This is a genomic window from Psychrobacter sp. 219-2-C, from assembly GCF_049560815.1.
Taxonomy (GTDB): Bacteria; Pseudomonadota; Gammaproteobacteria; order Pseudomonadales; family Moraxellaceae; genus Psychrobacter; species Psychrobacter faecalis.
Window position 1 is genome coordinate 540384 of sequence record NZ_CP186933.1, and the last position, 14337, is coordinate 554720.

11 protein-coding genes are annotated in these 14337 nt (G+C 42.7%); 6 read left to right on the top strand and 5 right to left on the bottom strand.

Annotation, left to right across the window (positions count from 1 at the left end; genetic code table 11):
* Window positions 1–25: 25 nt before the first annotated feature.
* Window positions 26–1000, top strand: a complete 975-nt coding sequence (gene mmsB, locus ACPEGP_RS02190) for a 3-hydroxyisobutyrate dehydrogenase (RefSeq protein WP_423813795.1) — start codon at window positions 26–28, stop codon at window positions 998–1000.
* Window positions 1001–1287: 287 nt separating this feature from the next.
* On the opposite strand, the gene ACPEGP_RS02195 is transcribed toward mmsB, so the two are convergent.
* A complete protein-coding gene (locus ACPEGP_RS02195; RefSeq protein ID WP_068404183.1) occupies window positions 1288–2046 on the bottom strand; it encodes an IclR family transcriptional regulator in 759 nt (252 codons plus the stop codon).
* Between the two features lie 614 nt (window positions 2047–2660).
* Here ACPEGP_RS02195 and ACPEGP_RS02200 point away from each other — a divergent pair.
* Window positions 2661–3506, top strand: a complete 846-nt coding sequence (locus tag ACPEGP_RS02200) for a hypothetical protein (RefSeq protein WP_198327851.1) — start codon at window positions 2661–2663, stop codon at window positions 3504–3506.
* A 120-nt stretch (window positions 3507–3626) separates the two neighbouring features.
* On the opposite strand, the gene ACPEGP_RS02205 is transcribed toward ACPEGP_RS02200, so the two are convergent.
* Together ACPEGP_RS02205 and pal are read right to left on the bottom strand one after the other, a co-directional pair.
* Entirely contained in the window at window positions 3627–4424 is a 798-nt protein-coding gene (locus ACPEGP_RS02205) for a 4'-phosphopantetheinyl transferase family protein (RefSeq protein ID WP_423813796.1), read from the bottom strand.
* 95 nt (window positions 4425–4519) lie between these two features.
* The gene (pal, locus tag ACPEGP_RS02210; RefSeq protein ID WP_068404186.1) at window positions 4520–5038 is read right to left on the bottom strand and encodes a peptidoglycan-associated lipoprotein Pal; all 519 of its coding nucleotides are present in this window, start codon (window positions 5036–5038) and stop codon (window positions 4520–4522) included.
* Window positions 5039–5433: 395 nt separating this feature from the next.
* Between pal and pepN the strand changes: the two genes are divergently transcribed.
* Window positions 5434–8049, top strand: a complete 2616-nt coding sequence (gene pepN / locus ACPEGP_RS02215; protein ID WP_423814232.1) for an aminopeptidase N — start codon at window positions 5434–5436, stop codon at window positions 8047–8049.
* Window positions 8050–8158: 109 nt separating this feature from the next.
* Here pepN and ACPEGP_RS02220 read toward each other — a convergent pair whose 3' ends face one another.
* Entirely contained in the window at window positions 8159–9241 is a 1083-nt protein-coding gene (locus ACPEGP_RS02220) for a 3-deoxy-7-phosphoheptulonate synthase (protein ID WP_198327847.1), read from the bottom strand.
* Window positions 9242–9768: 527 nt separating this feature from the next.
* Here ACPEGP_RS02220 and lpxB point away from each other — a divergent pair.
* A complete protein-coding gene (gene lpxB, locus ACPEGP_RS02225) occupies window positions 9769–11163 on the top strand; it encodes a lipid-A-disaccharide synthase (protein WP_423813797.1) in 1395 nt (464 codons plus the stop codon).
* Between the two features lie 76 nt (window positions 11164–11239).
* Entirely contained in the window at window positions 11240–12124 is an 885-nt protein-coding gene (locus tag ACPEGP_RS02230) for a ribonuclease HII (RefSeq protein WP_423813798.1), read from the top strand.
* Window positions 12125–12287: 163 nt separating this feature from the next.
* Here the strand turns inward: ACPEGP_RS02230 and ACPEGP_RS02235 are convergent, their stop codons facing one another.
* Window positions 12288–12953 (bottom strand): DUF924 family protein, encoded by a 666-nt coding sequence (locus tag ACPEGP_RS02235; RefSeq protein WP_144296281.1) that lies wholly within the window; start codon window positions 12951–12953, stop codon window positions 12288–12290.
* A 90-nt stretch (window positions 12954–13043) separates the two neighbouring features.
* On the opposite strand from ACPEGP_RS02235, the gene ACPEGP_RS02240 reads away from it, so the two are divergent.
* The gene (locus ACPEGP_RS02240) at window positions 13044–14258 is read left to right on the top strand and encodes a carboxynorspermidine decarboxylase (RefSeq protein WP_423813799.1); all 1215 of its coding nucleotides are present in this window, start codon (window positions 13044–13046) and stop codon (window positions 14256–14258) included.
* Window positions 14259–14337: the final 79 nt, after the last annotated feature.

The window sequence follows — 14337 nt, forward strand, 5'->3', positions numbered from 1 at the left end:
TAAGCAATCATCAAGGAGCGATGAGATGGGTACAAAGGATTTGAATTTAAGTAATAAAGACACAAATAATACTGCTGCGAGCGATAATCATACTACTAAGCCAAATATAGCCTTTATTGGGCTTGGCAATATGGGCGCACCGATGGCAGAGAACTTGTTAAAGGCAGGTTATACGCTATCGGTTTATGATTTATCTGAAGAGGCAACCGCGCGCTTGCAGCAAACAGGTGCCAGTGTGGCTGATAGTCCTAAAGATGCGGCGAGCAATGCACAAGTTATCATTAGCATGTTGCCTGCGGGCAAGCACGTCCATTCTGTTTATCTAGGAAATAATGGCGCTGATGGTTTACTAGCAGAATTACCTAAGGGTACGTTGGTCATCGATAGCAGTACCATCGCAGCAGCTGATGCAAGATTGGTGGCAGAAGCAGCAAGTAAGGTTGGTATCGACTTCTTAGATGCGCCAGTCTCCGGTGGTACAGGAGGCGCCATTGCTGGCACTTTAACTTTTATTGTCGGTGGTAGTGACGATGCATTCGCTAAAGCCGAACCAATACTCGCCGTTATGGGCAAAAACATCTTTCATGCAGGCGAGCATGGTGCCGGACAAGTGGCGAAAATCTGCAATAATATGCTGTTAGGTATTCTCATGGCAGGGACGGCAGAGGCGATTAATTTAGGCGTAAAAAACGGTCTCGACCCTAAAGTGCTATCAGATATTATGCTACAAAGCTCGGGCCGTAACTGGACGCTAGAGGTTTATAACCCTTATCCGCAGGTGATGGAAAATGTGCCCTCTAGCAACGGTTATAAAGGCGGCTTTATGAGTAAACTCATGCAAAAGGACCTTAATCTTGCGATGCAAACGGCTAGGGATACCGATGTTGAAACGCCGATGGGAGCCAAGGCTACTGAGCTTTATGAATCTCACACAGTAGAAAATGGCGATAAAGATTTTTCTAGCATTATGGCGCGACATGACAGTTCGGTCTTGTCTTAAAGCACGAAACGCTTAAAATCCTTAATCAACTCTGCATAGAGTGTGTTTCTATAGTCAAAATATCCTAAAAACGCGACGGTATGGCTGATATCAATTTTTTGTAGCCTCTGTCTGCGCGGGCACAGCAAGTAAGAAAAATTTATATCAGCAGTGCGTGATTTATCGATATTACTTTTCACTCACTATATTTATCATCATTTTATTAACAAAGTATAAAAAAGGTCTGCGCTAGTTTTATAACGCAGACCTTTTTTATTCAGTCATATTTTTTCTTAATGTCACACACTCTAGTTTTGTAGCTCATACACCAATGCTTGAATATCATGCGCTGCTTTTTGCAAGCGCGGCACATGCTCCATTAGCTCATCTAATGACACGCGAATGGTTGGTGCGTGGATATATAGCGACGCCAGATAGCGAGATTTTTTGTCTAGTACAGGCACTGACACCCCTACCATCTCTGAGATAAATTCCTCATTATCGATACCAATGCCTGTCTCTGCGATACGATCAAGCTCGGCATTTAATGTATCAATATCGGTAATCGTATTTTTGGTAAATTTATCTAACGGTAGGCCTTGTAGTATTTTAGCGCGGCTGGTCGCAGACAACTGGCTTAGATATAACTTACCCGTAGCCGTACACCACATCGGTGATTTCGCGCCGACAGGCAGATATATTTGCAAAGGCAGCGAGGTGTTAGCGCGATTGGTATACATCATGTCCATCTGGTAAGGAATGGCGATACCGCAAGTCTCCTTAATCTCATCAACCAATTTTTGTAAAATAATTTGCCGCTCATTAAAAAATTGACGCTGCTGCCAAAGCTCAACGCTCAAATTACGCACCCGCTTGCCAGGAATAATACCGCCGCCAATATCGACGGTCACAAACCCTTCATCGACTAAGTTTTGAATCAAGCGATGGATAGTAGGTTTTGGGATATCAAGCTCTTGCGACAGTTCAAGTGGTGAGAGGGGTTTTGACGCATAAGACACCGCTTCGATAATCTCTAAAACACGGGTAATCGACGAAACTTTTGGCATAAAAATGGCTCAATAAAAATGATAAGGGTAAAGCGAAAAGTAGAAAAATTCATTAATACGCTATTGAAAATTTCAAAAATGCAAATACTAAAAAGACATCTATTAGTAGCTCTAATTTAGCATAATAACGCACTCAAACAAGCTATCTTATTAGATATAAACGATATATTTACGTTTTTATAATTCAGACTAATTTCTCACATTTTTGTCTTACTTTGTCTTTTGGGTAGCATTGGATACGTTAACTCACAAACCACAACAAACTGTAGTAATAAACTCTATAACTGTAATTGAGTTAAAGGGGGAGGTAGGTCATTATACTGACATGTTTTGTAATACCTTTACATGAGCGTTAAGCGATTCAATATTCATGTTCTGACTATTCAGTTGCTTTGAGAGTATTGTGTAACAGGAAACCGAAGTTTTGCAGGTTGGTGTAGCAAATATTACAATATCTATGCAATCTTTACATAACGGCAAATAAAAAGCGCATTCATGGGGGTGACTTTTTAAGCCAAAATTGTTTTAATCTGCTCAACAAAATGGTTGTTTATAAAAAAGTTAAATTATCATTTTTTTACGGGCGAGTTATTTCACACTTTAGGAGAGTATTTATGAAACTTATTAAATTAACAGCAATTTCTGCTGCTGTATTAGCATCTACTGCTGCACTAGCAGCTGAACCAGTTATCGTTGTTGATAACAACGATGCGGTTGTATACGAAGCTGAGCCAGTTGCCGTAGCTTATCAAGCTGAGCCAGTTGCTGTTGTACAACCAGCAAACTCATATAGCGACAGAACTTTTTTCCAAACTGTGACTCATCCAGCAGCTATCAGCGCTGAAGTGGGTACGCTAGGTTATGGTGCTAATATCGGTTGGGGTCTTAATGAGACAACTGAACTACAGGCTGGTTGGGCAGGTGGCGACGTTGCTGACCTATTCGGCGGTGACTTCGATGCAAATGACATCAACTATGACGTAGATACAGATTTTAGCAACCCGTACCTAGGTGTACAATTACGTCCTGCTGCCAACTGGTTCACAGTAGGTGCTGGTATCATCGTTCCTGACAACGATATCGACGTTCGTGCAAATGCTGAAGGTGATGGTTATTACAGTATTGATGGTGATAGATATTATACAGGTCAAGCTCCTGTAGATGCTCCAGATGTTGCTGGTGAGTACGTTGGTAACCTAGAAGGTAGTATCGAACATCGTAACAAACTAGCCCCTTACTTAACTGTAGGTTTCCGTCCTAACATCACCAATAACTTTGGTGTATTCGGCGAACTTGGTGCAGCGTATATGGGTAAAGTAGACGCTACAATCAATCGCACTGATGATAATCCAAACTCTGCTGCAAATATTGTTGCTGATCGCGCAGAAAAAGATCTAGAAGATAAAAGCTGGTTAGAGTGGATGCCAATTGTTAAAGTTGGTGCAACTTACCGCTTCTAAGCTAATTACAGTTTAACGACTGTTATTAGAAGATAAGTAGCAATAAAAAACGATCCTTTTTAGGGTCGTTTTTTTTCGTCTAAAATAAGGTAGCGCTACTTTGATTAAATTAAAGTAGCATCAATAAACAATTACGATTTGCTGAAAGTATAGAAGAGCGATACGGTAATTGCTTTCATTGTCGTTAATGGCCAGTAAGGGTGATTTTCTTGTAGCACCTTTTATTAAATCAGCAATGAGGTGGGAGTAGTCCTTTCCTAATCCTTGTGCCAACTTATACTGAAAAACCTTAATAAAACTTTCTTTTATTTGCCATAGTAGTTTGGCGATTATATTTCTTTGCATAGGTGGTAAGGTCTGCAAGATAGACATTTCATTGGCATGGTAAAAGCGCTGCGCAACCAGCCATTTAACGGGATTTATTTCTATATCAATACCTACAGGACGATGAGCACTTATGACCACCGCGACTTTATTGTCTAAATAATCGAAAGGTTTATTTTTTTTATGCTGATTAGAAATAACTTTGTTATGGGCGCCAGTATGGCTAAAGCAGACGTAGTATTGACTATTGGCAAGTCGATATGGAAAACTTGCATCATCCAAGATATCAATCATCTCTAGCTTATTAAGTAGTGATTGTAATAATAATCGTACGCCAGTGCGCTGCTGTTGGCGCTGAAGATGAGCTATCTCGCGTGTGGATAGAGACACGGTAGGAATACGATATTGCCATTGCATGTGGCGCAATTCTTCCACGCTCGTACTTAAAAATAGATTGGGATTAAATAACAGCGGTAAATCGCTGAGTAAAACGGGATAGTTTAAAATAGAAGGCATGATAATCTGAGCTGACGCATACCAGGTTGTAGCGTCAAGTTGTTGGTAGTCAATATCACGTAATTTTAAAGATGACATAATTTATCTGTAGAATATGAATAGAATAAGAAAAGCCCAACAATAGATTGCTGGGCTTCTTTAAATTATGGCTGATTAACTCTTATTAAATACTATTAGTAAGACAACTCAGCACGGCGGTTTTGGGCATAAGCATCTTCAGTTGTACCGGCAACAGCAGGGCGCTCTTCACCATAGCTGATGATACGGACGTTGTTTACCGCAACACCTTGAGCAGCAAGATAATTACGAGCCGCTTGGGCACGGCGCTCGCCTAGTGCCATGTTGTACTCGCGGCTACCACGCTCATCGGTATGACCTGCGATAACGACACCAGCGTTTGGATTTGAGCTTAGGAGGCTAGCGTGTTGGTTTAATACACTGGCAGCTTCTGAGGTGATTTCACTGCTATCAAAAGCAAAATAAACCACGGCTTGTAGATTTTCTGCACCAGTGATAACGGCATTTGAATTATCAACGATAACCGCACCGTTATAACCAACTTGACCACCTGGGATACCTAGTGGGGCAACGACCACTTCTGATGTCGCACGTTTGTTAGCACAACCTGACGCAAATACGACAGCGCTTGATAATACTGCGAGGGCAGCAACTTTTGCAATACTGGTAGACATATAAGCTCCTAAAATTTTAATAACATTAGTTTTAATGGTATTTGTTGTTTTTGAACTGCTTACGGTAAAACTTAGGCAATTACTATCTATCATATACTAAATGTTACTTTATGTAAGTAGTATTACTGTAAATAGTTCGAGAGTTTACCTAAAGATATGTAGCATTCTGATTAAAACCTTTGAATTGATTTCTACCTTGACCAATTTAATTACTCATCGTACTTGAAATTTCATAGTTTAGGTCAATGTAACTATCTTAAAAACTCTGTTTATAACGAACACCGTGCTTATTAATAGGGCGCTATAAAATAATCAATTGACTGTTTAAAATGTGAATAATAATAGGAATTTTCATGTCTACTACTGAAACTGACGCACAAATTATCAATCCTGACATGCCAGATGTGCCGCCACATGCGCCAAGTAAAATTCATTTGAAAGACTATCAACCGCCAAGCTTTGCGGTCGAAACCGTTGATTTGGATATTAAGTTATTCGATGACCATGCTATTGTGGATAGTACTTTGATGATGCAGCGTCAGACTGACGGCGACTTAGTGCTGTATGGCGAAGGACTTGAGCTGTTATCTATTAAGCTCAATGATGAGCTGCTTACCAGTGAGTGCTATACGCAAATAGAGGGTAAATTAATCATTACTAATGCGCCAGCGCATAGCAAATTACAATTACAAGTACGTATCCATCCCCATACCAATACCGCGCTTGAAGGCTTATATATCGCCGGTAGTGGTGACGATACGATGTTCGTCACTCAGTGTGAGCCTGAGGGCTTTCGCAAGATTACCTTTTATCCGGACCGTCCCGATGTGCTGGCAAGATTTACCACGCGGCTTGAAGCCGATAAGCGTTTCCCGACACTATTGAGTAATGGGAATTTGCTCGAAGCGGGTGAAGTGTCGGACGCGCCTGAGCGTCATTATGCGATTTGGCAAGACCCGACCAACAAACCAAGTTATCTGTTTGCTTGTGTCATCGCTGATTTGGATGTATTGACTGACAGCTATACCACGAGCGAGGGACGCGAGGTGAAGCTTGAGCTCTATGCGAAATCTGAAGATATCGATAAATGTGCTGTCGGTATGCAAGCTTTAAAAGACTCGATGCAGTGGGATGAGGTCAATTATGGCCGCGCGTATGATTTAGACCGTTATATGATTGTTGCCGTCAGTCAGTTTAATATGGGCGCGATGGAAAATAAGGGTTTAAATATTTTTAACACCGCTTGTGTCTTGTCTAGTCCTGAAACGACCACAGATGCGCGCAGCTTTAGTGTCAAATCTATCATTGCTCATGAGTATTTTCATAACTGGACGGGTAATCGCATTACCTGCCGTGATTGGTTTCAGCTGTGCCTAAAAGAAGGTTTTACCGTTTATCGCGATCAATCATTTTCAGCCGATCAGCAGTCAAGTGCTGTCCAGCGTATCGACGATGTGGCAACCTTGCGCGCCCATCAATTTGCTGAAGATGCCGGACCACTAGCGCACCCTGTACGTCCTGAGAGTTTCGTTGAGATTAACAACTTTTATACTACCACCGTCTACGAAAAAGGCGCTGAAATCGTGCGTATGATTGCCAATACGCTAGGGCGTGATAACTTCCGTAAAGGTACGGACGAGTATTTCCGCCGTTATGATGGGCAAGCGGTGACGGTTGAGGACTTTTTATCGGCGCTTAGTATTACCGATAGCAAAATTGAAGACTTTATCGACTGGTATCGTCAGCCCGGTACGCCTGTGGTGTCTGGTTACCAAGATTATGACAGCGCGACGCAGACATTGACTATTACTTTGAGTCAGCAAACTCGTCAGGTTGCAGGTTTTGATGCACCAAAACCCTTGCCGATTCCTGTAGCGACCGCACTATTTGATAAAAATTCTGGTCATATCATCGCCGAGCGTATGTTGCTTCTCGATCAAGTCACACAAACCTTTACCTTTGAAAATATAATGAGCGAGCCAGTCGTATCCTTGCTACGTGATTTTAGTGCGCCCGTTCAGCTCAATTATAATTATCAAGATGAAGACTTGGCGTTTTTGCTCAAATATGAAACCAATGGTTTTAACCGCTGGCAAGTGACGCAAATGCTGGTCAATCGCATTTTACTGCAAGGTCACGGCGCGAAAAGCAGTCCTGAGATATATTTGCAAGTAGTGGCGCAGGCCTTACCTGAACTGGCTGCTAATGATGCGATGTTGGCGGCGCGTTTGCTTGATATTCCGTCAGCACATGAGCTGGCATCTGCCATTCATAAAGATTACGATCCAGAGCTGGTAAAAGCACAGCGTGAAGGCTTATATCAACAGCTGGCTTTAGCGTTAAAAGATCAATGGTCTGAGCTTTATAAACAGCTACCGATGCAGGCTTATGAAGACAGTGCGGAAGCTCGTGGCAATCGCGCTTTACGTAATGTGGTGCTTGATATGGCACTGACCGCTAACGTCGATGGCGCTACTGAATGGGCAGAGCAGCAGTATGATAACGCCAGCTGTATGACCGAGCGTTTTGGCGCGTTAAAGGCGATGGTCAATCATCAACTGGCAAATGCTGATAAGTATCTGGCGGATTTTTATCATCGTTTTGAAAATAATGATTTGGTCATCGATTTATGGTTTAGTGTGCAAGCCTCTGCTGATGCGGTTACGCCCGATACTATTAAATCCTTACTTGCACATAACGATTTTGATTGGAATACGCCCAATCGTGTACGTTCGGTCATCAGCGCCTTTACCTCGCAGCCTACGGTGTTGTGGACACCAGAGGGTTTAGATATTTATATCGCTGTGATTAAAAAGCTGGATGACGCCAATCCGGTGTTAGCGTCACGCTTATTGCAAGTGCTGGCACGTTGGAATACTTTGGCTGAACCACGTCGTCAAATGGCGCATGAGCAGTTGCTTGAACTACAAAAGCAAGCGACTTCTAAGCATGTAATTGAAAGCTTAAACAGTGTTTTAGGCGCGGCAAATGAAGGTTCTGCAAGTGCATAAAGAGCAGTACTTTATAAGTTAAAAAGCACAAAAAAGGCCCGTCTGATATCTGTTATCAAACGGGCCTTTTAGTGAGTGGTCAATCAGTATTCATTACCACCAAGCGCTTTTAACGATTCGGCAGAACGTCTTTAACCATATCACGTAGATTGTGTAGAGCGCTAACGGTGCTTTCCCAATCTAGGCAGCCATCGGTGATAGATTTACCATATTCAAGCTGGCTTAAGTCAGTCGTTAGCTTTTGATTGCCACCTTTTAAATGACTCTCAATCATCAAACCGATGATAGATTTATTACCATTTTTAATCTGCTCGGCAACGTTTTGAATGACCATTGGTTGCAGATACGGGTCTTTACCTGAGTTGGCGTGGCTTGAGTCAATCATAATTTTACTATTGGTTTTGCCTTTTGCCAGCTCATTTTCAACTTGTGCAACAGCGGTTTCATCATAGTTTGGCTTACCATTACCACCGCGTAGGACTACGTGCGCGTAGGGGTTGCCTTTAGATTTGATGATAGAAACTTTGCCATCTGCTGATAAGCCGAGGAAGCTATGACCTTCTTTTACCGCTTGCATGGCATTAACCGCAACGGTCATGCCGCCATCGGTGCCGTTTTTAAAGCCAACTGGGCACGATAAACCTGAGCTCATTTCACGATGCGTTTGGCTTTCGGTGGTACGCGCGCCAATCGCTGACCAACTAATCAAATCCTGAATGTACTGCGGCGTATTTGGGTCTAATGCTTCGGTCGCGCACGGCAGACCTTTTTCATTTAAATCAAGCAGTAGCTTACGAGCGGTGCGCAGACCTTTTTCGATATCAAAGCTGTCGTTCATATCAGGGTCATTAATCATGCCTTTCCAGCCAACCGTGGTACGCGGCTTTTCAAAATAAACGCGCATCACAACGAAGATGCTGTCTTCAATCTCTTTGGCCAATACGGCTAAGCGATCGGCGTATTCGTGGGCGGCTTTAATATCGTGAATAGAGCAGGGGCCGATAACCACAAATAAACGCTTGTCTTTGCCATCAAGGATATCTTGGATGGTATTGCGACCTTTTAGCACCGTGTTATAGGCGTCATTTGACAAAGGTAGCTCAGACTTTAGCTCAGCGGGTGTGATTAAAGGAATGAATTTTTCAATATTCACGTCGTCAATATCTGCATTATGAGTAGCTGGTGTTGTCATGATTATATATCGTCTAGCTGATTTATAGGGATATTCATTATGCGGACAAAAGCGCTGGTTGACAAGGGCAGTCGTACAGTTAATTGACTGCTAACTGGAATGTGGCGACCAAAACTTTGTTATACCTTATCGCTGCAACCCGTCTTAATATGCTGTCATTCATAGGTGTATAAGAATGATAAGGCAATGTAAAGCATAGGTGAAATGACGCTTTATCGCTAACCTAAGTCCAAATTTGCATTAAACACAACGTTTATAGGCAGATATAAATGAGTGATACTGACTGGATTTTGTGCACTAATTTAGCTATTTCCAGCACTGTCACGTATGATGGCGATATAAACGACTAAGTTCGAGCATCATGGAATGCTATCAAGATGCCTTTTGATGGGCATCTTATTACGGCTAAGCTATGTTATATTTTATATAATCATTCTTATGATAGACGCATTTTATCTTTTTTTGTTTAACTGTGCTACTTAAATGGCATCAATTAAATTGTACCACTTTAATATTGAGAGCTTATCATGACAGATCCTGCTACGCCTCACCAACCTGCTGATATAACGCCAGCACCAGATACTTATAGTGCTTTTGATAAATTGCCTGAGGTTACAAGCTCGCCACTGGTGATAGGGATTGTCGCCGGGGAAGTGTCAGGCGACAGTTTGGGTGCAGATTTTATGCAGCAGATGAACAATCTGCGTGATGATATTATTTGGGTTGGGGTTGGCGGCGCAAAGATGCAGGCGCAAGGGCTACAAAGTATTTTTCCGTTATCGCGCTTGGCTGTGATGGGTTTGGTCGAAGTGGTGGCGCAGTTACCGGACTTGCTTAAAGCGCGTCAAGAGCTGCTGACCGCATTTAAAGCCGCAAGCATTGATTGGTTTATTGGCATTGATGCGCCTGATTTTAACCTCAGAGTGGCAAAGAAATTAAAGCCGCAAGGGGTGTTTTGCGTGCAGTATGTCAGCCCTTCTATTTGGGCGTGGCGTGAGTCGCGTATTCATAACATTATGGCAGCGACCAATTTGGTACTTTGCTTATTCCCATTTGAGCTACCCGTCTACGAGCGTTATAATCATCCCGCGATTTGCGTTGGTCATCCGCTACTACGAACCATTGATCAGACCTTACTTGAGACGCCCATCAATCAGCGCCGTAGCGAATTGGTCTGGCATAATGATGGCTTGCAGCAGTTTTTTATCGACCGCTTTGATGAGGTCAGTCAGCTTATTTGCGTCATGCCCGGCTCTAGGCGTGGTGAGATAACGGCTATTTTGCCGCTTATGCTCGATGGTATCCAAAGGCTGCTACTGCTAGATCCTAAGCTGTGCTTTATCATTCCAACTGTCGATCAAAACCATCAATATATTGTGCAAGATGTGATCGATAAGCGCTCAGAGCAGCTGCGGGCCGCGATTGCGGTGGTCTATGATGAAAGTCAGCCAGCCTTTAGTCAGCAGGCGATGGCGGCATCAGATATGGTGATGCTGGCATCGGGTACTGCAACCTTAGAAGCCATGCTGCTTGAGCGTCCAATGGTGGTGATTTATCAATTAAATCAGCTGACTTATCAGATAGCAAAACGTTTGGTCAAAGTCCCTTATGTCGGTTTGCCTAATATTTTGGCAGATAGCGCAATCGTGCCTGAGCTTATCCAAGAGCAGGCAAGTGGCGATAATATCTGTCGTACCGTGATGCGTTTGTTGCAGCCGCGCGCGTATGCAGAACAATTAAAAGCGCTGATTGATACCAAGTATGCATTGCAACAACAAAGCAATCATGACCCTGCGCATAGCGTCATCGAACAGTGGTTTATTCAAAACCGCGCCAGTCATCAAAATCATGATTTTAATGGACAAGACGGTCATGTCAGTCAAGAAAATTACGACAGCCAAGACAATTATCAAGCTCAGTAACCAAACGCTAATTATGTTAGGCACGCAAAAAATTTATTAAACCGTAAAGTTAAAAAATAATAAAGTTATGAGTACTATGTCTTCTACAGAAAATGATCCTATAAAAAGCCCAGTTATGCTTAAGCATAGCGTTCAGATTGAAAGAGTTATTGAGCAAATTGATATTAAAGGACGATATATACAACTGGCAGCGCCCATACAGTTATCAGGGCAAGTCAATATCTCAGAACTGATTGCGCAATACTCATTAAGTTTAGAAAACTTGCAACCAACAGCCATACAAATTGGCGTTGACGAAGCAGGGCGTGGACCGCTGCTGGGTAGTGTGAATGTCGCTGCGGCAATATTACCTGCGGCGTGGTCAGGTTTAATTGAAAATGAGCCACTAAAAAATACGCCATTGTCTATACTGACGGACTCAAAGCAGCTGAGTGAAAAAAAGCGCGATATTCTTTATCCGTTGGTTCAGCAGCATGCAGTCGCGCACATCGTCGCTGATATACCACCAGCGGTCATCGACCAAGTCAATATCTTGCAAGCGACCATGCTAGGGATGCGCTTATGTACTGAGGTTTTATTGGCGGTAGTTGCTAAACACCTGAATACGGGTGACAAAACACTGTTTGAGATATTAATTGATGGCAATCGTTGTCCAGATTTAGATTATGCCAGTCTCACTAAATTTGGTATTCAAGAGTCAGCGATTGACTGCCAAGCATGGGTAAAAGGCGATGGCCGACATACCAGTATCGCGGCGGCCAGTATTTTAGCAAAAGTCAGCCGTGACCAAAACATGTATGCGCTTGATACTGGACATCCTGAATATGGCATCGCCAAGCATAAAGGCTATCCAACGCGCGCCCATATGGAAGCGATTGCAGCTCATGGCGTATTAGCCGCGCATAGACGTAGCTTTGCACCGGTAAGAAAAGTGCTCGAAAGCCAATATTGCCTGACCTAAAAATGATCATTAGCTAGCAGAATAAGACTGCTTAATGAAATAGCCTAAGCAAAATTAAATAAGAAAATGCTTTCAGTCATAAAAAAACCATCTGTTCATAATCAACAGATGGTTTTTTTATTTAAACCTTTAACAACAGAAATCTTCAAAGTCCCAAAAATACTTAGAACGATGAGTTGGGCTGCTTTAAAAACGCTTCTTCTTCGTCAGTCGTTTCACGATCCAACGTGTCGTTACGATGTGGATAGCGTCCAAATTTATCGATAATCTCTTTATGACGCTCTTCAAACTCTAAGGTTGTTGCATCATTTAATTGCTTAAACAGCGGCAGATAGCGCTCATGAATCATGGCCGATTCAGAATGCATAAATGGCATGATAATAAATTTGCGCCACTGCGCTGGCAGCGTATCAAAATATGGTTGTCCAATGGCTTCTTGTGCCAATGCTAGCGCCATGCCATCTTGGGCAAAAGCGCACGCTTGCTCACGGCATAAATTACGCGAAAACTGATCTAACACGATAATTTCTGCCAAGCGTCCTGCTAGCGCTGTGACTGAGCTATTGCTATCAGTCGCTGCATCTGCGATACGCCACGACACGCATTCACCCTGTTTTGCTGCCTGCCAAATATTATAAAATTTGTCTTTTATCTGTTTATCAAAAGCATCATTTTGCGCAAACCAGTACTGCTCATTGTCTTTATCGAACCAAAAATCCAATACCGCACGCGCATCCGCAGCAAGATGTTCTAAGCTGATGTTTTGTGGATCTAGCTGGGATAGATTGGCTGGGTTTTTAGCCGTAGAATAATCGGTCGAGAGTGCCATAAGATATTCTATTTATGATGGATTTAGTCTACTATAGCGCAATTATTTAGGTCTGTCATGATACCGACCGCAGCTATTAGGTAACCTCTTATGAATACAAATTTACCGTTACAAACCAGTCACTCATCCTTGCCTGCAACGCCCTATTATCTGCTTGATGAAGCGGCAATCGTTGCCAATATGCAGATTATCGCGCGTCTGTGCGAGCTATCTGGCGCCAAAGCCTTGCTCGCGCTCAAATGTTTTGCCACTTGGGGCGTGTTTGATGTCATGCAGCCTTATTTGCATGGTACAACCTCGTCTTCATTGAATGAAGTGCGGTTAGGCTATGAGACCTTTGGTAAAGGTAGAGGCAGTGATAATAAAAAAGAAACCCATGCTTATAGCGTTGCTTATAGCGCCGATGAAATCGATGAAGTGTTAAGCTATGCCGATAAAATAATCTTTAATTCTATCTCGCAATTGAATACATTTAAAGCTCAAGCTGCTGCTCAGAATATTCCAGTAGGGCTGCGCTTAAACCCAAAAACCAGCAACTCGTCCTTTATTATTGCTGATCCAGCGCGTCCCTTTAGCCGTTTGGGTGAGCATGATAAAGATAAGATTACCGCCGTACTTGCTGATATCACTGGCGTCATGATTCATAATAACTGTGAAAACGATAGTTTTGAGGCATTTAGCGCAAGCTTAGCCGATATCGAAAACAGGTTTGGTGAGGTGCTGGCGCAGCTTGAATGGGTGAGCTTGGGCGGTGGTATTCACTTTATCGCGCCTGATTATCCACTCGAAAAACTGGCTGATAGATTAAAAGGCTTTAGCGAAAAATATGGCGTGCAAGTCTATCTTGAGCCGGGTGAAGCGAGCATTCACGGCGCTGGCTCATTAGTGACAACCGTCTTAGACACTATGCACAATGAAAAAAATCTTGCCGTCGTCGATGCCTCTATCGAAGCGCATATGCTTGATTTGCTCATTTATCGCGAGTCTGCTCCCATTGTGTCCATTAATGAAGAATCAATAGATATGATGCCGGTAAATAAAGATCAAAAAGAGGGCGCTGCAGACAACACTATTATTTACGGTCGTTCTTGTTTGGCAGGCGATATTTTTGGTGAGTACGCCTTACCGAGTAATTTGAAAATTGGCGATACCATTGCGTTTGGAAATGCTGCCGGTTATACCATGGTCAAGAAAAACTGGTTTAATGGTGTGGGTATGCCTGCAATCGTTATCCGCCGTTTAGATGGGTCGATACATGTGCAGCGTGAGTTTGATTATCAAGATTACAAGGCCAGCTTGTCTTAATTTTGCTATTAAGATGACGGTGATGGTATTTGAGTAATAGAGTTAGATGTCATCTTATCGATTAATTATTGCCGAAAGG